This is a genomic window from Mesorhizobium sp. P3_B5 (assembly GCF_056402815.1).
Genome location: NZ_JBFUGR010000005.1, coordinates 457,787 through 477,167 on the forward strand (window position 1 = coordinate 457,787; position 19,381 = coordinate 477,167).

The following is a 19,381-nucleotide window of genomic DNA, read 5'->3' on the forward strand; positions in this document are numbered from 1 at the left end:
CGATCGACCCGGGAGGAATACGATGGATCGCTTGCATTTCTTTACGCCGGTGCGCATTGCGCGCGGGCAGGGACATCCAGTGGAAGAAGTCGATAGCGTTGCCGAAGCGATGGTGTTTTTGCAGAAATGGCCGGCAGGGCGGCGCGGGCCTGTCTACCAATGCGCACTGAATTGCTGCTCAGCTGCCCTTTCCGGCCGGATGTCGGCGGAGGAGGCAAGGAAGGCTTTTACGGGCTTTGCCCGCATAACCCGTCTGCTCGACGACGACATGGCGCTGCCGATGGGCGGCGGAAACATGGACGGCGTATACGCGCTGAGGCGATAGGGTCATTTCTTTGTGATTTCGACGCCGCGCCCTGACAGGCGCCGGCGCAGCTTCGCTATGCGCTTCAATTCAAGGCTGCGGTCTGTTCGATTGCACGTCACCTCATGTAGTGTGACAGCGCGCGTGTTCGTGCGAGGCTTCGTCATCGCCACCGGCCGGAGAAACGACAATGCCCAAATGGCTCAAAACGGTTTTGGGAACGGCCGGTGCGATCGCCATTGCCATCGTCTGGGCGGTTGTCGCCACCCTGATGGGCGCGCCCTCCATCTTGATCACCGTGGGCGCCGTCGCCATAGGCGCGGGCATCTATACCTATCTCAACCGGAATTCAGACTGACCGACCATCGAGCAGGACTTTGTGCGATGCCGCCCGAGAAATACGTCAACGTCAAACGCTTGCTTACTTTTCTCGAGTGGTCGATCGACGCGGATACGATGATGATGAAATGAGGTTATCCCGCGCCCTGGCGTTGGTTTCAGCCTTGGCCGGCTGCGCGCCCAAGGCTGACGATTCCGTCATCTACACGCTCTACCGAAGCTCCGCTGCCGCCGAAATGCGGATCCATGTTGCGACGTTCGATGCGACGGAGGCAGAGGCCTACAACCGCGAGAATTGTCAGATGGCAGCCGCTCTGTTTCAGGCGCAACCAGGTGTCGTTGTCCATTATTGGTGCGAGAAAGGGCGATACAGAAAATAGAGAATCCCGCCACCGTGAGGCAGCGAACGAAAGTGCCTGCTCATCGCACCTTGACCTACTTCCAATGCATGTGCCGGTTACCCCAATCTCTAAATTGATCGAACAACCCTGTTCTTTTAGCCTGCCAAAACTGGCGCTCGTAGCTCAAACTAGGACAGAGCGGGACCTCCCGGGCAGATGCAGGTTCGAACCCTGCCGAGTGCACCAATTTCTTCCTGACGCTCCTCGATTGCCAATAGCCCTACGAACGGGGGACGCCATTAGCGGGGGGAAAACTTGCGAACGGTGATGAAGACGCGGGCCGACCAAGTTGTCCCGCCCCATGGCCAGCAGCCGGAACCCGATACGAACCCCGCCGCTGCAGTTCAACAATCCATGGTCCGCGGAGTTCCGAGCCTGGCGATCACATATTAGCAACCTCTTGACTATGCCGCCGGGCGCGACAGAATCCTACCGATGGCGCGGGAAATCAGCATCGGTGACAGGGTGGCGATCACCGCCACTGTGGGCAAACGCATTGACGATCGCGTGACCCTGCACATCCTCACGGCCAACAATCCATCCCTATTCGATCGTCGATCCAAAGGCGAAGCCAGGGGACAGGATGTCATTCGAGGGCGATGTCGTCTTTGTCGACGAGGAGCTTGGCCGTGTCACCGTGCAGGTGCTCGGGCGCGTCACGGTCGATGCCGTCACGGTCGAACAGGTGAAGAAGTTCCGACGATCAATGGAGGAATGAACAACAACCGGATCCCACCGGCACGCTTACGCATCGGAACTCCCCCAACTCGAATTTTGATTCAATATCGCAGAGCCGCTTCCGTTCCGTTAGCTTTTGCTGAATTAGCCAGTCGAAACGGTTCCGAAAACTTCCGAAACGTCTAGTATGCCCACATGCAGGGGACTCGCATCGCTTTTGGTCCGTTCGTACTCGATCCCGACATCGGGACGCTCCTTAAAGAGCAGATCCCGATCGCTGTTGGGCATCGTGGGCTGACACTGCTTGCTGCGCTGACGGCACGGCCCGGCGAGATCCTGACCAAGGCCGAACTGATGGACGCTGCCTGGCCGGGCACCGCCGTTGAGGAAGGCAACCTTACCGTCCAAATCGCGACACTAAGAAAGGCACTCGGTCCGGCTGATAACGGCGGCGAGTGGATCGCCACGGTGCCTCGCGTCGGCTACCGCTTCACCGGGACTGTCGAGCCGGTGGAGAGCGCATCCCTCAGACCGACACCGCCGTCCGGCAAGCCGTCGATTGCGGTGCTGCCTTTTGCCAACTTGAGCGGCGATCAGGACCAGCAGTATCTCAGCGACGGCATAACCGAGGACATAATTACGGAGCTGGCCAGGTTCCGCTCCCTCCTCGTCATCGCACGCAATTCATCTTTTCAGTTTCGCCATCCGGCATTGGACATTGCCGAAGTCCATAGCAAACTCGGAGTTCGCTACCTCGTCGAAGGCAGCATACGAAAGCTCGGTGATCGCATTCGGATCACCACACAGTTGATTGACGCCGCCACCGGCACCCACCTTTGGGCCCAACGGTACGACCGGGCCCTCGACGACATCTTTGCATTGCAAGACGAGGTTGCGGCTCTTATCGCCTCGATGGTGGAAGGCCAAACAGAGGCCGATTCGGCGAGCCGGACCAGACGCAAGCCTCCGGCCGATTGGGATGCATACGACTACTACCTGCAGGGGCGCGCGCACTTCCAAAGGTATGAACTGGACAAGTCCGAGCCCCTGTTCGTCCGAAGTGTCGAGCTCGATTCGACGTTCGCTCAAGGCCACGCCTTCCTCGCGCAGGCCCTCGTTGGCAGATTTTGGTACGACAACAATCCGCGCACGCTACAGAAGGCCTGGGACTCGGCACGAACGGCGCTCGCTCTCGACAGGAGCGATGGCGTCTGTCACCAGAGCATGGGGCTGGTGCTTACGCACATGCGCCAGCACAGCGATGCGGGGGTGCATTTCGGGCAAGCGCGCTCGTTGAACCCGCTAGACGTGAACATAGCGGGGGACTACGCAAGCTGGCTCAACTACGGCGGACGGGCCGAGACGGCGCTGAACGTGCTCGAAACTGCGCTCCAGCGCGACCCGTTACCTCCGATATGGTTCTGGGAGGTGAAGGGCAGCTCCCTCTTCCTGCTTGGAAGGTACGCGGAAGCCGTCGGTTCGTATCAGAAGGCCGGCGACCAATTCTTCATTCATGGCTTCCTCGCAGCGGCGTACGCGCATTTGGGCGAGACGCAGAAGGCGCGCGCTGAAGTCGAGAAAGCACTGACGAGGAAACACGACCTGACTCTCCGGCTGTTTTTAGGTTTCCCGTTCGCCGACCAAGTCGGCCTCGAGCTTTTCATGTCAGGCTTCAGAAAGGCCGGTTTTCCCGCGTGAAGGCAGGGTCCAAGGCCAGCTGTGGCTAGGAAAATCGCGCGAAATCACCTAAGTCAGCGAAAAGCCGCAAGGATCGAGGCCGCGCGAGTTCCCGGGAATGCAAGACAAGACAAGCGATTACAAAAGATTCCGGCTTTCCGTTGCCCCCATGATGGACTGGACGGACCGGCATTGCCGGTTCTTCCATCGTCAGCTCACGCGCCGTGCGCTGCTTTACACCGAGATGGTGGTGGCCGACGCCGTCATCCATGGATCGCGCGAGCGGCTGCTGGGCTTCGATGCCACCGAGCATCCGGTCGCGCTGCAGCTTGGCGGCTCCGATCCGCAAAAACTTGCCGAGGCGGCGCGCATTGGCGAGGCTTTTGGCTATGACGAGATCAACCTCAATGTCGGCTGCCCGTCCGACCGCGTCCAGTCGGGCACGTTCGGCGCCTGCCTGATGAAGGTGCCTGATGTCGTTGCCGATTGCGTTGCGGCGATGAAGGCCGCGGTGAACATTCCGGTGACCGTCAAATGCCGCATCGGCGTCGATGAGCAGGATCCCGAACCGGCGCTCGATGCGCTGGCGGACGGTGTCTTCGCGGCTGGCGCCGACGCGCTCTGGGTGCATGCCCGCAAGGCCTGGCTGGAAGGCTTGAGCCCGAAGGAAAACCGCGACATCCCGCCGCTCGACTATGACAGGGTCTATCGCCTGAAGGCCAAAAAGCCGAACCAGTTCATTGGCATCAATGGCGGCATTCAATCGCTCGAGGAAGCCCTTCGCCATCTCGACCATGTCGATGGCGCCATGCTTGGCCGCGCCGCCTACCATACGCCCGGCATCCTGGCCGGCGTCGACGCCGCGTTCTATGGCGGCGAACCCGCCGCCTTCGACTTTGCCGCGCTGATCGATACGATGGTTGGCTATGCGGCGCGTCACATCGAGCAGGGCGGGCGACTCGGCCATGTCACCCGCCATATGGTCGGCCTGTTCCACGGCCTGCCCGGCGCGCGCCGCTACCGGCAGATTCTGTCGACCGACGCGACGAGACCAGGTGCGGGACCGGATGTGCTGAAGGCGGCTTTTGCGGCGGTGGAATTCGGCGGTATCGAACAGGCAGCCTGACGAGCGGCGGTCCGCCGCTCTATCTTTTGTTTGACCATGATCTTCTGGACAAAACGGTTCTCGTTTGTCCGAGAAAACCGGTATCCACTTTTCGGGATCATGGTCTAGTCGCGCAAAATCATCCGGTCGCCGCGCACGTCGAAGCCAGACAGCGAGCCGATGAAATTCATGCCGAGCAGGCTTTGGCCGAGCGCGCCGGGTGCGGCGACCATGACCGCCATGTCCTTGCGCACGATATCACCGATCGCCACCGTGTCGGTTCTGACAGAGGCCGCACGCGCCATGCCGTTGGCGGTGGAAACCGGTATGGTGAAGCTCAGAGCATCCAGATCGAACCCGGCGGCGCGGGCATCCTCGGCGGTCAGCACGATGCTGGTCGCGCCGGTATCGACCACGGTGCGAACCGCCGTGCCATTCACCATGATGCGCGCTTCGAAATGGCCATTGTCGGCCTTGTCCAGCGTCACGGTGGCATGGCCGTCCTCGACGCCCAATGCCAGCGGGCTGCCGGGCACGAGGCCGGCTGTAATCCGGCTGGCGAAATCCTGCAACTCGTAGCGGTATTGGTAGCCGGCAACCAGCGCCAGCACGATGACGCCCCAGGCGCCGAGATTGCGCGCCATGGCGCCGAGCGGCCGGCCCGATCGAATGAGACCGGCGCTGATCAGCGCGCCGAAGGCGCCCAGCCAGATCAGCCGGCTGAAATCGTTGTTTTCAATGCCGAAAGTGCTGCCGGCGGAATTGTTGATCATCAGAAGGACCAAGCCGACGCCGATCGCCAACATCACGATCCAGAACAGCCGGTTCATGCGCGTTGCCGGGTCACGAGAGGACGCCGCGCTCGCGCGCCATGCGGCCACGGCGCGTTTCCCGGCGCGGTCGCCGCTCGACCATTTCCAGCCTGGCAGGCAGCTCGGCCATGACGCTGCGGCGCGTTTCCGGCGTCATGTCGATCCAGGCGCCGATTTCCTCGCGCGTGCGGCCGCAGCCGAAGCAGAAGCCGGTTTTCATGTCGATCGAGCAGACGAGGATGCACGGGGATTCGATGGCCGTCATGACTCTCTCTTGGGGGGTCCGTCTGGAATCCCTCGTTCCATCTCCACATGGTGCAACGGCAACGCCAATGCAAGCCCTTCGGAATGCGCCGCCGGCAACTGCTTTCGCGCCAATGTCAGGGAAGGTTGTGCCGGCCGGGCAAGGCGGCTATGCCGCTGATCAATTCCACGGACGATCAGGAACGACATGACCAGCGCGCTGCCCTTCGACGATTTTCGTAACCTGCTGGCAAACCTGCCGTCGGCCGATACCGTTGCGGAAAACAGGGTGCGCACCCTGTTTGCCAAAGCCGACAAGCCCCAAAATTCGCTCGGCCGCGTCGAGGACATCGCCGCGTGGCTCGCCGGCTGGAGCGGGCGCGCGCCGCCAGCGGTGACAAGGCCGTTGGTGGCGGTCTTCGCCGGCAACCACGGCGTCACCCGGCACGGCATTTCGCCACGACCGGTGGCGGCGACCGCCAACGCGGTCGAGCTTTGCGCGGCAGGCGGTGCTGCGATCAACCAGATCTGCATTGCCAACGATCTCGGCCTGAAGGTCTTCGATCTCGCGCTGCACATTGCCACCGCCGACATTGCCGAGGACGCAGCACTCGACGAGCGCGGCTGCGCCGCCACGATGGCCTTCGGCATGGAAGCCATTGCCGGCGGCACCGATCTGCTTTGCCTTGGCGATCTCGGTGTCGGCAACTCGACCGTCGCTGCCGCCCTGTGTGCGGCGCTGTTCGGCGGTAGCGGCGCCGACTGGGTCGGGCCTGGTTCGGGCGCCGATGCGGCGATGCAGGAACGCAAGGCTGCAGCGGTCGACGCGGCACTTACGTTTCATGGCGCTCATCTCGGCGATCCGCTCGAGGCCTTGCGCCGGGTCGGCGGTCGCGAATTCGCGGCGATTGCCGGCGCCATCCTCGCCGCCCGGATGCAGAAGATCCCGGTGCTGCTCGATGGCTTTGCGGCGACCGCTGCGGCCGCCGTCCTGCATGCCGCCAACCCGGGTGCGCTCGACCATTGCCTGCTTGCCGGCCTGTCGGCGGAGCCGGGGCAGGCGCGGGCGGCTGCCCGGCTCGGCCTGCGCCCGCTGCTTGATCTCGGCATGAGCCACGGCGAAGGGGTAGGGGCGGCTCTTGCCGCGGGCCTGGTGAAAGCCGCCGCGCTTACCAGTTCGGGGATGGCAGCGGCCGTCAAAGCTTAGAGCAATCCCAGGAAAAGTGTGAAACGGTTTTCCGTCCGGAATTGCGATAAACAAAGAGATAGAGCGGTTCATCGTTTCCGTGAAACGATGAACCGCTCTAGCGCTATCAACGTCTCCGGGCGGCTACCGCCTGGGTCGGCAGCGCCGGCAATTCCTCCATCACCCGGCTTGGCGGGAAAATGGCGATCGCCTCGGTGCCTTCGCGCAGTCTGGAATGGAGCTCGAATTCGCCGCCGTGCATGGCCAGCAGGCCCTGCACGATCGGCAGCCCCAGCCCTGTCCCCTGTTCGGCGCTCTTGATGGCGATCGAACCCTGGCCGAAGGCGGAAAGCACGATCGGAATCTCCTCTTCAGGGATGCCCGGTCCATTGTCCTTGATCGAGATGTACTGCCCGCCGCCGGCAGTCCAGCCGACGCGAACGCGGATTTCGCCGCCGGTTGCCGTGAATTTGATGGCATTGGACAAAAGGTTGAGCGTGATCTGACGCAGCGCGCGTTCGTCGGCGAACAGACGCGGCAGGGTGCTTTCGAAATCCTGGACGATGCGGATGTCCTTGTTGCGCGCCTTCAGCTCCATCATGTGGCAGCAATCCTCGACGATGGCCAGCAGCATCACCGGCTCCTCGTTGAGCTGGTAGCGGCCGGCTTCGATGCGCGACAGGTCGAGGATCTCGTTGATCAGGTCGAGCAGATGCTGGCCGGACTCGTGCACGTCATGGGCGTAGTCGCGATAGGTCGGGTTGCTCATCGGTCCGAGCACCTCGTTGGCCATCACCTCGGAAAAACCGAGAATGGCGTTGAGCGGCGTCCTGAGCTCGTGGCTCATCGAGGCCAGAAAACGCGACTTTGCCAGATTGGCGTCCTCGGCCCGCCGCCTTGCCTCGTCCGACATCGATTTCGCCGTCTCCACCTCGGCGATCAGCGCGTCCTTTTCGGAGCGGAACGACAAGAGCATCAGCGACGAGCGGTTGAGATGGCTGGCGACATAGTCGAAGAACGGCAGGGCGGCGACCAGCAGCCCGACCATGATCGCCTCGACTGGCAGCCACAGCTTGGCTCCGGAATAGGCATAGACCGCCACCGGAATGGCAAAGGTCACCAGCAGCGCGCCGCGCAGCGACGAGGCCATGATGGCGGTTGCCGCCATGGCAAGCAGCAGCACCACCGCCTTGACCACCTGAAACTGGTCGACCTGGCACGCGCTGCAGTCGAGCCAGGCGAACCAGGCCCAGCCGAGGCCACACAGCCAATGGCCGATGAGCAAATCCCTTCGCGTTCGCAATGGGTTGAGCTCGGAAGCTTCAGTGCGTTCGATGCGCCTCGCCATGAACACGACGACGGTGTAGCAGATGAGGGTGAACAACGCCCAGACACCGATCCGCTTGGCGTCCATGCCGGAAAACAGCCCTGCCGCCGCGATTGCCAGCACAAGCAACGGAATGGCGATCGCGCCGCCCACCATGGCGCGCGCGTGCAGCTTCAGCAGTTCGCGGTCGAAATCGGGATTGCCGGCTTGCTGCGAGAGACGGTCGCGCGTCTTGCGCACCGCGCGCGCCACATCGCTGTTGCGATGGGGTTTCCTGCGGTCCACAATGAATTTATCCGCTGTGTTCGAGCGTAGCAAAGGCATGGAAACTTCAATTCATACGCGCAGCGATTTCAAATTCTTAAGCTACGTTCGAATGATTAAGAGACTGTTTGCCATATGAGCCGTTCGTGGTCGCAAAGGCCTCGCCGGCGATACAATCCGCGGCCGCCGCGAAGCCTGTGGCGCAGGCTGGTGGACTACGGACTGACCGTCATCCTGCTCGGCCTGCTGATCCTTCTGGCGGCGCGTCTTGACCGGGTCGAGACACGCAAGGCGCAAGGCGCGGCAATCGTCAACGATGGCGATTCGATCACGCTCGGCACCGAGCGCATCCGCATGCGCGGCATCGACGCTCCCGAATATGCGCAGACCTGCCGCAAGGACGGCGCTGACTATCCCTGCGGCAAGCTCGCGCGCCAGTCCCTGGTGCGACTGATATCAGGCAAACCCGTCTACTGCAGCGGCTGGCAACGCGACCGCTATGGCCGGCTGCTCGGCGACTGCAAGGTCGACGGCAAGGATCTCAACCGCGCCCAGGTCGAGGCCGGCTGGGCGGTTGCCTATGGTGATTTCGAAATCGAGGAAGCCGGCGCCCGCGCCGGCAAGGCCGGCATCTGGGCAGGCACCTTCGACGAGCCGCATGACTGGCGCGAAACCCACCACGACGGGCCGGTCGAAAGAAAGCATGGCACGCTGGCTTCGATCGGCGACGCGCTGCGCGAGATTTTTCGCTTCTGGTGATACTCAACGCATCAATGCGCGCCCTATAGTCGCGGAAGAGATCGAGGAGGAAGGGAATGAAGCTGTTCGATGGTGGGCGCGCGCCCAATCCACGCCGGGTCAGGGTTTTCCTCGCCGAAAAGGGGCTGGAGGTTCCGCTGGTGCCTGTCGACATGGGGGCGCTGGGACACAGGCAGGAGCCGGTCAGTTCGCGCAATCCGCTGCAGCGCCTGCCGGTGCTCGAACTCGACGACGGCACGATCATCACCGAATCCGTTGCCATCTGCCGCTATTTCGAGGAACTGCATCCGCAGCCGGCGCTGTTCGGGGAGGGCGCGCTCGGCAAGGCGCTGGTCGAGATGTGGCAAAGGCGCATGGAGTTCAATCTGCTGAGCTGCGTCGCGCAGGCTTTTCGCCACATCCATCCTGCGATGAAGGAATGGGAAATCCCTCAGATCCCCGAATGGGGTGAGGCCAACAAGCCCAAGGCGGTCGAATTCCTGAAACTCCTCGACACCGAGCTGGCAGACCGCGAGTTTGCCGCCGGCGACAGCTATTCGATCGCCGACATCACCGGACTGATCGCCATCGACTTCATGAAGCCGGCGCGCATCAAGGTGCCGGAAGACTGCACCAACGTGCTGCGCTGGCACGGCGCGATTTCCAGCCGGCCGAGCGCCGCCGCCTGAGGATGAGCTCCGAACTGGAAAGCCTCACGGCAAAAGTCCTGGCCTGCCGCATCTGCGTCGAAAACCCGGTCGGCCGCCCGCTGCCGCACGAGCCGCGCCCGGTGCTGCGGCCTTCGTCGAGCGCACGCATCCTGCTCGCCAGCCAGGCGCCGGGCACCAAGGTGCATATCTCTGGCATGCCGTTCACCGACGCCTCCGGCGACCGCTTGCGAAGCTGGCTGGGCGTCAGCAGCGAAGAGTTCTACGACACGGAAAAATTCGCCATCGTGCCGATGGGTTTTTGCTTTCCCGGCCAGGACGCCAAAGGCGCGGACCTGCCGCCGCGGCGCGAATGTGCGCCGGCCTGGCGCGCGCCGCTGATGGCGCTGATGCCGCGCATCGATCTCGTGCTGACGATCGGCCTCTATGCGCAATCCTGGCATAGGGGCACTGCGCGCCGGTCCTCGCTGACCGAGACGGTGTTGGATTGGCGCGCCGTCTGGGATGCGCCGACCAGCCCGAAAGTGCTGCCGCTGCCGCATCCATCATGGCGTAACACAGGTTGGCTGAAGAAGAATCCATGGTTTGAAATGGATTTGCTGCCGTTTCTGAGGTCGGAAATCCGCTATCGCATCGGTTGAGCTTTCAGCAAGAAATCACTCGCTTTTGCACCATCCGGCAGAATTTCTTTCTTGTGAAAGCCCCAGATAAGAGGGACTATAGGCAATCCATTCCTTAAAGCGCGTCGCGCCTGAGGGAAGTAACACGCTTTGAATTTTGTTTTTATGCATGTCGTTGTCCCAAAACCGCTACGCACTTTTGGGCGACAGGCATCAGGGAGCACCCAATGGACCGCCTTGACAGAAAAATTCTCCGCCTCCTGCAGGAGGACGCGACGCTTGCGGTCGCCGATGTCGCCAAGAAAGTCGGTCTGTCGACCACGCCGTGCTGGCGGCGCATCCAGAAGCTCGAGGAAGAAGGCGTCATCAAGCGGCGCGTCGCCATCCTCGACCATGAAAAGGTCAATGTGCGCGTCACCGTCTTCGTGTCGATCCGCACCAATTCGCACAGCCATGAATGGCTGCGCCGCTTTTCGGAGGTCGTCCAGGAATTTCCGGAAGTGGTCGAATTCTACCGCATGAGCGGCGACGTCGATTATCTCTTGCGCGTGGTGGTCCCCGACATCGCCGCCTATGACGCCTTCTACAAGCGGTTGATCGCCAAGATCGAGATCCGCGACGTGTCGTCGTCCTTCGCCATGGAGCAGATCAAGTACACGACCGAAATGCCGCTGGACTACATGGTGCTGGACAAGGAGTCGGGCGCCAACGCCGCTTGAGATTCAATTCGCTAGTTCTTCTTTTTGTTGAGGAAACTCCACGGCGAGTTCACCGGCAGCGTGATCGTGTCCGGCACCGTGTCGACGCTCACCACCTCTGCCTTGCGCACGGTGTAGCCCGACTGGATGACGCTGACGCCGTCGAGGATGAACAGCTGGCTTTTCTCCAGGCCAGGCTGCAGCGCACCGGTGACGGAAACCGGCTGGTAGGCCTCCGACATCCTGTAGGGGCGGGCGGGCGTGACCAGCACGATCTGGTTGGGCGGCGGCGTGGGCATGTGGCTGCACGCACCTGTCCACGGCACCAGCAGGAATTGATACACAACGTCGCCATCGCGATCGACCGGAAGGGCATAGCCGGCTAACTGAACGGTCTTATCCTGCAGATTGAGCGACAGCGTCTCGCCATGGTCGGGCATTTTGGCCGCGATCATCGGCAGGCCGACGCTTTCGGCGGCTTGTTGTGTCGCCGGACGCAGATCCTTCCAGAATATGTGCGCGGTCTCGGCCGAGGCATCGGCGGCGGACACAAACAACGCGACCGCGAGCGCCGTGGTCGATTTGAGACGGTTGCTCATTGGCCGCTCCCTTTGCGGTGGAGTAAAGCCGCCGTGGCCAAGGGCGTCAACGCTCGAGCCGCATCACATGTCGGCGAGAGCCGGCCACGCCGACCTCGTGGAAACCTCGGGCCTTGAACATGTCGGAAAACCCCATGAAACGGTAGCTCGGCGATGCCTGATCGACAGGGTAGGCCTCGATCGCCCTGGCGCCCTTAGCAAAGGCATGATCGATTGCAGCGTCGAGCAGCGCCGCCGCCAGCCCGCCGCCGCGCAAGGCTCTCGGCACATAAAAGCAGACGATCGACCAGATGCCAGTCTCGCTTTCGTCCTGTTGCGGCGACAGCTTGCGATAGGTCTCGCGCGGCGCGACCGAGCACCAGCCGACGGTCCGGCCTTCAAGCTCGGCGACAAGGCCAACGGGCGTGCCGGCCTCGATCCGCGCCATCATTATGCGTTTCTTTTCATCGTTCTGGATGTGCTCGCGGCTGGAGTGGCGCCAGGCCATGCACCAGCAATAATTCGGTCCACCAGACGCTTCGAACAGGCTTTCGAACTCGGCGCGCGTTTCCCGATTTACCTCGGCAAAGCGGATTTTTGCCAGATCAGCCTTTTCTGGCGATCCGCTCGAGCGTCTTGGCATTGGTCAGCTCCCTCACGGCGTCCTTGCCGATCCAGCGCGCCGTCTTGTCGGTCGATTGCGCCAGTCGCTCGGCGACAGCAAGGGCAGCGCCGTGCATCTCCATCGATCGTTTGCCGATTGAGCGAAGTGCCCAGTTCACGGCCTTCTTCACGAAATTCCGGCCATCGGTGGCATGCGTTTCAATGACCGGCAGGAAGTCGAGGAAGGTCGCTATCGGCTCTTTCTTCCGGTGGACCACCGACCAGGCGATCATGGCAAACGCCGTGCGGCGAACGAACTCCCGGTCGTCGGCCGCGAACTCGCCGATCAATTCCTTCCAGCTGTCCGTATCGACGAAGAGATCGGAGACGCCGTCGACGATATCCCACGAATCGAAGGACGCCGCCCATTGCCTCGCATCCGCGGCAGTGAACCGCTTCGGGTCGGCCGTGACGGAAGCGATGAACTGCGCCTCCATGATGCCGGTCTGCCAGAGTTCGAAGGCGCGTTCATGGTTGCGCTTTATTTTCCTGGCAATCTGCCGCTGCACCCCATGTGGAATGCCGAGCGCACGTTCGATCTTGATGCCGTAGCGCAGCATGCCACGGCGATTTTCCTCCGAGCCGATCGAGCGCAGATACGCGACGATGTCGTCGGCACTGGATTGAGGCGAAAGCTCGGCCACCGCGAATCCTATTTCTCCAGGCGCGCCAGCAACGAAGAGGTGTCCCAGCGCTTGCCGCCCATCGCCTGCACATCCTTGTAGAACTGGTCGACAAGTGCTGTCACCGGCAGCTTGGCGCCATTGCGGTCGGCCTCGGTGAGGCAGATGCCGAGATCCTTGCGCATCCAATCGACGGCAAAGCCGAAATCATATTTGCCGGCATTCATCGTCTTGTGGCGGTTCTCCATCTGCCAGGAACCGGCGGCACCCTTGGAAATCACCTCGATGACCTTTTCGATGTCGAGCCCGGCCTTCTTGCCGAAATGAATGCCCTCGGCCAGTCCCTGGACGAGGCCGGCGATGGTGATCTGGTTGATCATCTTGGTGAGCTGGCCGGAACCGGCCGGCCCCATCAGCCCGACCATGCGGGCGAAGGAATCGATGACCGGCTTGGCCTTGTCGAACGCCTCCTGTTCGCCGCCGACCATCACCGTCAGCACGCCGTTTTCCGCGCCAGCCTGGCCACCGGAGACCGGAGCGTCGAGGAACGAAAAGCCGCGCGCTTGCGCCTTCTCCGCCAGTTCGCGCGCAACTTCGGCCGACGCCGTCGTGTTGTCGATATAGATCGCGCCCTTCTTCATCGAACCGAAGGCGCCCTGCGCACCTGTCGTCACCGAGCGCAGATCGTCGTCATTGCCGACGCAGGAGAAGATGAAATCCTTGCCGTCGGCGGCCTCGGCCGGTGTCGTGGCGAAGCTGCCGCCATGCTGGCCAACCCATTGTTCGGCCTTGGCCGTGGTGCGGTTGTAGACGGTGACGTCGTGGCCGCCCTTGTTCCTGAGATGTCCGGCCATCGGATAACCCATGACGCCAAGACCGAGAAATGCCACCGATGCCATAGTTCTACCTTCCGACGGGAAACGGGATTTTGTTTGCCGAACGTCTAGGCCCTGCGGCGAATTCGTCAAGCCGCCGCGGCGTCAGGATTGAGTGGCACAGCCGCAGCGCACACCGGTCAGCGCTTCAGATGTATGGTGATCCGCCGCTCGATCCATTCGATCGCGTGCCGCAAGATCTCGACCATCACCAGATAGACGAGCGCGACCCAGATATAGGCTTGGATGTCGAATGTGCGCGCATAGGTCAGCTTTGCCATGCCCATCAGGTCGTAGACGGTGATGATGGCGACGATGGCGGACGCCTTGACCATCAGGATGAGTTCGTTGCCGTAGGGCCTCAGCGCGACGATCAGCGCCTGGGGCAGGATGACCTTGCGCAGCGTCTGCAACTTGTGCAGGCCGAGCGAAGCAGCACCTTCCCACTGGCCTTTCGGCACGCTTTCAATCGCACCGCGCAAGATCTCGGCCTGATAGGCGGCGGTGTTGAGGGCGAAGGCAAAGACACCGCAGTTGAATGCCTCACGGAAAAAGCCCCAGAGCCCGACCATTTCGAGCTGTGGCTTGAACGAGCCCACACCATAATAGACCAGAAAGGTCTGGACCAGCAGGGGCGTGCCGCGGAAGAAATAGACGTAACCGTAGGCAATGCCGGAGAGTATGCGGTTTTGCGACATGCGTGCATAGGCCACCGGCAGGGACAGGATTGCGCCCAGGACAATCGAGATGCCGACCAGCGAGAGCGTGACGCCGAGCCCCTCCAGGTAGCTGGGACCATACTTGGCAAAGAGCTCGCTGTTCCCGGCCAAAGCCAGATAGGCGACGATGCCGGCGCCGGCGGCAATCCAGATGCCCACCAGCACATGGCCGACGATTCGTGAACGCGGCCAGCCGCGCGCACGCACAGGAGGCCGTTCTACAGCGGCTGCGATGCTCATCGCTGTGCCTCCCGCTGGCCAAGCGAGCGCAGTATGGCGCCGGTGGCGAAGGATGAGATGATGGCCAGGATCAGAAATACCATTGCGGCCACGCTAAAGAACAGGAATGTGTGTTTGGTGACGCGTGCGGCCACACCGGCTTGACGCAGCGTTTCAGCCAGGCCGACCACAGATACCAGAGAAGTGTCCTTGAGCAGGCTCAGCCAACAATTCTCCAGCCCCGGAAACGCGATGCGGAGCAATTGCGGCAAAATCACTTTGCGCATCGTTTGCCCGTATGACAGGCCGATGGCGTAGCCACCTTCATATTGTCCCTTTGGAATGGCCCGGAAAGCAGAGAGGAATACCTCGCTGGCATAGGCCGAGAAGATGATCGCAAGCACGATCATGCCGGCGACGAAGCCGTTGATGTCGATGGTCGCTTCAGGGTTTATCAGTCTGACGAGATATTGCAGGATCAGCGGGCCGCCGAAAAAGAACAAAAACAGCGTCACCAGCTCCGGAAGTCCGCGAAAGATCGTCGTATAGATGTTGGCGGCAACCCGCAGCGAAGGTTCCTCGGATTGTTTGCCCAGCGCTACAAAAAAGCCGATCGTCAAACCGATTGGAAGCGTGGCCAGCGCCAGAATAACAGTGACGGCGGCACCAGAGACGATATCGTCAAGCCAGCCATCGGGTCCCCAACTGAGAAGCGTCCATACGCTCTGCATCCGCTCGCCTGTTCTCCCGCATCCGCTCTTTGGAGAGCCACGCCGCGTCACCCCTCGTGCCCGGCATCTTGCAAGAACGGCGGGACTATCCCGCCGTTCTCTTGATCAGAAAGCTGCGATCAGGAATCGCCGCCATAGACGTCGAATTTGAAGTACTTGTCGTTGATTTCCTTGTACTTTCCGTTGGCGCGGATGGCGTCGATCGCCGCATTGAACTGGTGGACCAGATCGGTCTCGCCCTTGCGCACCGCGATGCCGGCGCCCGGGCCGTGGATCTTGACGTCAGGCTTGATCGCGCCGATCAGCTTGCAGCAGGCGCCGTCCGGCGAATCCAGCCATTGCTGCAGCACGACGATGTCGTCATTGGCGGCGTCGAGGCGGCCATTGGCCAGGTCGAGCTGGTATTCCTGCGCAGTCGGATAGGGCTTGACCGTGCTGTCGGTGTAGGTTGCGGTCGAGTAGTTGAAATGCGTGGTCGAAGCCTGCACGCCGATCGTCTTGCCGGCCAGGTCTTCCTTGGTCACGCCCTTGATGTCGCTGTCCTTGGGCGCGACGATCGCCGGCGGGGTGTTGTAGTATTTATTCGTGAAGTCGACCTTCTCGGCACGCTCCGGCGTGATCGACATCGAGGCAATGATGGCGTCGAACTTGCCGGCCTGCAGCGCCGGGATGATGCCGTCCCAATCCTGCGCGACAAAGGTGCACTTCACCTTCATCTCGTCGCAAAGCGCCTTGGCGATATCGATGTCGAAGCCAACGAGTTGGCCGTCGGCGGTCAGGTTGTTGAACGGGGGGTAGGCGCCTTCGGTGCCGATCCGCAGGGTCTTTTCCTGGGCCTGGGCTACGCCGAGCGTCAGCAGCGCAGCCGATGCGGCGAGCGCGATACGCAGTGCAATACGCATGATAGTCCTCTCTTTATGGTCCCGGCCGTGGTTCCGTACGGCTCTGTGGGGCGGTGCTTTGACCGCCCGCTGATCGGGATACTCCCACTCTTTCCGGGAAAAAAGCAACTGTAAAACCATCGCGATCGGCAAAGCTATTCTGCCGTTGCGTCACGGCTCAAGTAACGAGACCAGTCGTACCCTCGATGAAGTCGGCTATCGATTTCACATCGTCGAGATCGAACACCGGCAGGCTTTCGCCGGGAACCGCAAAGTCGGCAGCGATGGCGACGATGTGCGGGTCGTTTGCCGCGAGCGGCGCCCGGTCGCTGGCCTCCAGCCGCCGCGTTTCGATCTTGTTGTGCGCCTCGCGCTTGTAGCCTTCGACCAGCACGATGTCGCACGGCGCCAGCCGCGCCAGGATCGCCTCCAGCGTCGGTTCATCCTCGCCGCGCAATTCGTGCATCAGCGCCCAGCGCTTGCCGGAGGCGATCGCGACTTCCGTGGCGCCGGCCTGCCGGTGGCGAAAGCTGTCGGCCCCGGGCTTGTCGATGTCGAAATCATGATGAGCGTGCTTGACCGTCGACACCTTCCAGCCGCGCCGCACGAACTCGGCGACCAGTTTTTCGGTCAACGTCGTCTTGCCGGAATTCTTCCAGCCGGTGATGCCGAAGACGCGTCTGTTCATGGGGTCATGCTTTGCAGCAGCAGTTCGGCTTCGGCAAGGTCGTCCGGCGTGTTGATGTTGAAGAACGGGTCGATCTCGTGCCCGCCGGCTGCAAGCATCGGAAAGTCCACCTCGACAAAATCATGCCGGTCGATGAAGGCGGAAACCCGCCTGTTGTTCTCGTCGACCAGAAAGCTTCGCAAGGCGTCGCGCAGATCCATAGGCCACAGCGAGAAGGTCGGATGCCGCTTGCCGCCCGAACTGGCGACGGCAATCGAACCTGGACGCTTTTCAGTCGCCGCCGTCAGTCGTTCAACCAGATTGTTTGGCAGAAAAGGCGTATCGCCAGCGGCCGTCACAAGTGATTTGCACCCTGTGTTCGCGGCAGCCCATTCGAGCCCGGTCAGGATTCCGGCAAGCGGTCCGGCAAAGCCTGTTACCGTGTCGGCGAGCACCGGCAGTCCGACTTGGGCGAATCGCGCCGGGTCGCCATTGGCGCTGAGCGTCAGCAATCCGACCTGCGGCGCAAAACGCGCAACGACGTGGTCCAGCACGCTGTCGCCGCCAAGGGTAAGCAGGCTCTTGTCGCCGCCACCCATGCGCCTTGACTGACCGCCGGCCAGAATGATCCCTGCAACGTCTCGGCTCATCGCTCACTGTCTGTATGTATCGGCTGGGCCTATATGCCGTCCGGCGCCATGTCCGGTCCAGCGCTTTCGGCGGCGGTTTTTTGCCGGCCGACGACGCGCTCGCGGTAGAGGGCATAGAGGCCGGAACCAATGATGATCGTGGCACCAAGAATCATCGGCAGATCGGGGAGGTCGCCAAAGATGAACAGGCCAAGCAAGATCGACCACAAAAGGGCGGTGTAGCGGAACGGCGCGATGAAGGAGATGTCGCCCACCCGCATCGCCATAATGATGAACTGGTAGCCGATCAGCACCAGCACTGCCGCCAGCGCCAACAGCGCCGTGCTTTTTGCCGTCATCGGTGTCCAGCCGCCCATCGGTGACAGCAGCGCCGCGCCCAGCACCGTCATGGCAAGCGCCGTGGCGGTCGACACCAGCAATGTCGGAATGGCCTGCGGTATTCGCTTGGTGGCGAGGTCGCGCACCGCGCAGCAGGCGACGCTGGTCAGCGCCAGCAGCGAATAGACGCTGAACCCTTCAAACCCAGGCCGCACGATGATCAGCACGCCGGCAAAACCGACGGCGATGGCCAGCCAGCGCCGCCAGCCGACACCTTCGTTGAACACCAGTGCCGCACCCATGGTCACCGCCAGCGGCAGCGCCTGCAGCACGGCCGAGACATTGGCGATCGGCAAATGGGCAAGGGCGACGAGAAAGGCGACGGTGGCGCCGGCCTCACCGATCACGCGGATCGCCACCAGCGGCTGCAGCATCGAGGCCGGCCTGGCCAGCGCCCCGCGCTGCCAGGCGAGCAGACCGACGAACAGCGAGGCGAAGGCACCCCGGATGAACATGACCTGCGCCATGTTCATCGATTCCGACGAGAATTTGGTGATGGCGTCGTTGAGCGTAAAGCCAACCATCGCCACGATCATGAACAGCGCGCCGCGAAGGTTTGGGGAAAGGGGCAAGGGCGTTACCGGTGTTGTGTCGGATTAAGCCTGTAACAGCCGGTTTCCAAACAGCAACGCCAAAGGACTGGGCCACAGCGTTTCGTTGTGGCCCGCAATGTTTCCCGGACAGGCCGCGAGATCACGACCGCGGCTGGAGCGGTAGAGCTTATTTCTTCGGCGTCAGCACCTCGGTGCCGTTGCCGTCCTTGCCGGCGATCGTCCACAGGCCGTGCAGCGAGCCGTCTTCGTGCACCTTGTAGACGACGAGGCCGATTTCCTTGCCCATCACATAGCCGGCCGAAAAGGCGTCATCATTGCGCATGCAGATGCCGTCCGAGGACGATCCGCCCGTTTCCCAGTGGATCGTGCAGGTCGTCTCGCTGGTCAGCGTGATCGTCGCTTCGCCGCCATAGGCCGATCCGTCGAAATTGGTGCCGGCGACAGCGTAGGTGCCGCCGATCGACTGGGCTGCCGCCGGGACAGTCGCGAGTCCGAGCAAGGCGAGAGAAAGAATGAGTTTGCGCATGGTGTATTCCCCCTGTGAGCGACGATTCCGCTGCGCGGAAAGCTAGAGCGGGATGAATTGAGGCTGAATCGGCGAGGATTCCCTTAGGCGTGCAAATCTGATTCAACCTTCTTGCTGAGACAAGGAGGTCAGCATGGATGGGCAAGCCTTACTCGATGGATCTTCGCGAACGGGTTGTTGCGTCGGTTGAGCGGGAGGGGCTGTCGCGACGGCAGGCCTCGGCACGCTATGGGGTTGGTATCAGCACCGTCATCAGG

At 62.1% G+C, this 19,381-nt stretch carries 25 protein-coding genes, 1 tRNA gene and 1 pseudogene; 13 read left to right on the forward strand and 14 right to left on the reverse strand.

Translation table 11 applies throughout. The features are described from left to right. Positions 1-22 precede the first annotated feature (22 nt). The 7 genes from AC1DVW_RS16460 to dusA all read left to right on the forward strand — a co-directional run bounded on the left by AC1DVW_RS16460 (position 23) and on the right by dusA (position 4,525). Positions 23-325: a DUF982 domain-containing protein gene (locus tag AC1DVW_RS16460; protein WP_477269704.1), complete on the forward strand. Its 303-nt coding sequence runs from the start codon at positions 23-25 to the stop codon at positions 323-325. A 169-nt stretch (positions 326-494) separates the two neighbouring features. Next, the gene (locus tag AC1DVW_RS16465) at positions 495-662 is read left to right on the forward strand and encodes a hypothetical protein (RefSeq protein WP_477324342.1); all 168 of its coding nucleotides are present in this window, start codon (positions 495-497) and stop codon (positions 660-662) included. Positions 663-681: 19 nt separating this feature from the next. Then, positions 682-1,023: a hypothetical protein gene (locus AC1DVW_RS16470; protein ID WP_477324344.1), complete on the forward strand. Its 342-nt coding sequence runs from the start codon at positions 682-684 to the stop codon at positions 1,021-1,023. A 133-nt stretch (positions 1,024-1,156) separates the two neighbouring features. Beyond that, positions 1,157-1,230: transfer RNA gene (locus AC1DVW_RS16475), tRNA-Gly, on the forward strand. Between the two features lie 397 nt (positions 1,231-1,627). Beyond that, on the forward strand, positions 1,628-1,762 hold the full coding sequence (locus tag AC1DVW_RS16480) for a hypothetical protein (protein ID WP_477324346.1): 135 nt from the start codon (positions 1,628-1,630) through the stop codon (positions 1,760-1,762). 155 nt (positions 1,763-1,917) lie between these two features. After that, positions 1,918-3,420 (forward strand): winged helix-turn-helix domain-containing tetratricopeptide repeat protein, encoded by a 1,503-nt coding sequence (locus AC1DVW_RS16485; protein WP_477324348.1) that lies wholly within the window; start codon positions 1,918-1,920, stop codon positions 3,418-3,420. Between the two features lie 97 nt (positions 3,421-3,517). Further along, entirely contained in the window at positions 3,518-4,525 is a 1,008-nt protein-coding gene (gene dusA / locus AC1DVW_RS16490; protein ID WP_477324350.1) for a tRNA dihydrouridine(20/20a) synthase DusA, read from the forward strand. Positions 4,526-4,629: 104 nt separating this feature from the next. On the opposite strand, the gene AC1DVW_RS16495 is transcribed toward dusA, so the two are convergent. Further along, a complete protein-coding gene (locus AC1DVW_RS16495) occupies positions 4,630-5,334 on the reverse strand; it encodes a TIGR02281 family clan AA aspartic protease (RefSeq protein WP_477324352.1) in 705 nt (234 codons plus the stop codon). Positions 5,335-5,347: 13 nt separating this feature from the next. Continuing rightward, positions 5,348-5,581: a DUF1289 domain-containing protein gene (locus tag AC1DVW_RS16500; RefSeq protein ID WP_477324354.1), complete on the reverse strand. Its 234-nt coding sequence runs from the start codon at positions 5,579-5,581 to the stop codon at positions 5,348-5,350. A gap of 186 nt (positions 5,582-5,767) precedes the next feature. Between AC1DVW_RS16500 and AC1DVW_RS16505 the strand changes: the two genes are divergently transcribed. Continuing rightward, entirely contained in the window at positions 5,768-6,766 is a 999-nt protein-coding gene (locus AC1DVW_RS16505; protein WP_477324356.1) for a nicotinate-nucleotide--dimethylbenzimidazole phosphoribosyltransferase, read from the forward strand. Positions 6,767-6,872: 106 nt separating this feature from the next. Here the strand turns inward: AC1DVW_RS16505 and AC1DVW_RS16510 are convergent, their stop codons facing one another. Beyond that, complete coding sequence (locus AC1DVW_RS16510; RefSeq protein ID WP_477324358.1) at positions 6,873-8,396, reverse strand: sensor histidine kinase; 1,524 nt, start codon at positions 8,394-8,396, stop codon at positions 6,873-6,875. Positions 8,397-8,471: 75 nt separating this feature from the next. Between AC1DVW_RS16510 and AC1DVW_RS16515 the strand changes: the two genes are divergently transcribed. The 4 genes from AC1DVW_RS16515 to AC1DVW_RS16530 all read left to right on the forward strand — a co-directional run bounded on the left by AC1DVW_RS16515 (position 8,472) and on the right by AC1DVW_RS16530 (position 11,081). Continuing rightward, positions 8,472-9,095, forward strand: coding sequence for a thermonuclease family protein (locus tag AC1DVW_RS16515; RefSeq protein WP_477324360.1), 624 nt, complete (start codon positions 8,472-8,474; stop codon positions 9,093-9,095). Positions 9,096-9,151: 56 nt separating this feature from the next. Next, positions 9,152-9,763 carry a glutathione S-transferase gene (locus AC1DVW_RS16520; RefSeq protein WP_477324362.1) on the forward strand — a complete coding sequence of 204 codons (612 nt, stop codon included), beginning with the start codon at positions 9,152-9,154 and terminating at the stop codon, positions 9,761-9,763. A 2-nt stretch (positions 9,764-9,765) separates the two neighbouring features. Next, entirely contained in the window at positions 9,766-10,383 is a 618-nt protein-coding gene (locus AC1DVW_RS16525; RefSeq protein WP_477324364.1) for a uracil-DNA glycosylase family protein, read from the forward strand. 206 nt (positions 10,384-10,589) lie between these two features. Beyond that, complete coding sequence (locus AC1DVW_RS16530; protein ID WP_477247033.1) at positions 10,590-11,081, forward strand: Lrp/AsnC family transcriptional regulator; 492 nt, start codon at positions 10,590-10,592, stop codon at positions 11,079-11,081. Between the two features lie 11 nt (positions 11,082-11,092). On the opposite strand, the gene AC1DVW_RS16535 is transcribed toward AC1DVW_RS16530, so the two are convergent. The 11 genes from AC1DVW_RS16535 to AC1DVW_RS16585 all read right to left on the reverse strand — a co-directional run bounded on the left by AC1DVW_RS16535 (position 11,093) and on the right by AC1DVW_RS16585 (position 19,124). Next, positions 11,093-11,659 (reverse strand): DUF3299 domain-containing protein, encoded by a 567-nt coding sequence (locus AC1DVW_RS16535; RefSeq protein WP_477324366.1) that lies wholly within the window; start codon positions 11,657-11,659, stop codon positions 11,093-11,095. Between the two features lie 46 nt (positions 11,660-11,705). Beyond that, complete coding sequence (locus AC1DVW_RS16540; protein WP_477324368.1) at positions 11,706-12,281, reverse strand: GNAT family N-acetyltransferase; 576 nt, start codon at positions 12,279-12,281, stop codon at positions 11,706-11,708. Further along, positions 12,244-12,945 carry a DNA alkylation repair protein gene (locus tag AC1DVW_RS16545; RefSeq protein WP_477276176.1) on the reverse strand — a complete coding sequence of 234 codons (702 nt, stop codon included), beginning with the start codon at positions 12,943-12,945 and terminating at the stop codon, positions 12,244-12,246. Before AC1DVW_RS16545 ends, AC1DVW_RS16540 begins: the two co-directional genes overlap by 38 nt. A gap of 8 nt (positions 12,946-12,953) precedes the next feature. Then, on the reverse strand, positions 12,954-13,823 hold the full coding sequence (locus AC1DVW_RS16550) for an NAD(P)-dependent oxidoreductase (RefSeq protein ID WP_477276174.1): 870 nt from the start codon (positions 13,821-13,823) through the stop codon (positions 12,954-12,956). A gap of 116 nt (positions 13,824-13,939) precedes the next feature. After that, on the reverse strand, positions 13,940-14,758 hold the full coding sequence (locus AC1DVW_RS16555) for an ABC transporter permease (RefSeq protein WP_477276172.1): 819 nt from the start codon (positions 14,756-14,758) through the stop codon (positions 13,940-13,942). Continuing rightward, positions 14,755-15,468 (reverse strand): ABC transporter permease, encoded by a 714-nt coding sequence (locus tag AC1DVW_RS16560; RefSeq protein WP_477276170.1) that lies wholly within the window; start codon positions 15,466-15,468, stop codon positions 14,755-14,757. The genes AC1DVW_RS16555 and AC1DVW_RS16560 overlap by 4 nt, the downstream gene beginning before the upstream one ends. A 119-nt stretch (positions 15,469-15,587) precedes the next feature. Continuing rightward, positions 15,588-16,370: an ABC transporter substrate-binding protein gene (locus tag AC1DVW_RS16565; RefSeq protein WP_477247017.1), complete on the reverse strand. Its 783-nt coding sequence runs from the start codon at positions 16,368-16,370 to the stop codon at positions 15,588-15,590. A gap of 157 nt (positions 16,371-16,527) precedes the next feature. Next, on the reverse strand, positions 16,528-17,037 hold the full coding sequence (gene mobB / locus AC1DVW_RS16570; RefSeq protein WP_477324370.1) for a molybdopterin-guanine dinucleotide biosynthesis protein B: 510 nt from the start codon (positions 17,035-17,037) through the stop codon (positions 16,528-16,530). Further along, positions 17,034-17,666, reverse strand: coding sequence for a molybdenum cofactor guanylyltransferase MobA (gene mobA, locus AC1DVW_RS16575; RefSeq protein ID WP_477247013.1), 633 nt, complete (start codon positions 17,664-17,666; stop codon positions 17,034-17,036). The genes mobB and mobA overlap by 4 nt, the downstream gene beginning before the upstream one ends. Before the next feature lie 29 nt (positions 17,667-17,695). Beyond that, positions 17,696-18,616: a DMT family transporter gene (locus tag AC1DVW_RS16580; RefSeq protein WP_477276164.1), complete on the reverse strand. Its 921-nt coding sequence runs from the start codon at positions 18,614-18,616 to the stop codon at positions 17,696-17,698. A gap of 148 nt (positions 18,617-18,764) precedes the next feature. Beyond that, entirely contained in the window at positions 18,765-19,124 is a 360-nt protein-coding gene (locus AC1DVW_RS16585; RefSeq protein WP_477324372.1) for a hypothetical protein, read from the reverse strand. 137 nt (positions 19,125-19,261) lie between these two features. On the opposite strand from AC1DVW_RS16585, the pseudogene AC1DVW_RS16590 reads away from it, so the two are divergent. Further along, positions 19,262-19,381 (forward strand): annotated as a pseudogene (locus AC1DVW_RS16590) (IS630 family transposase); the annotation flags it as partial.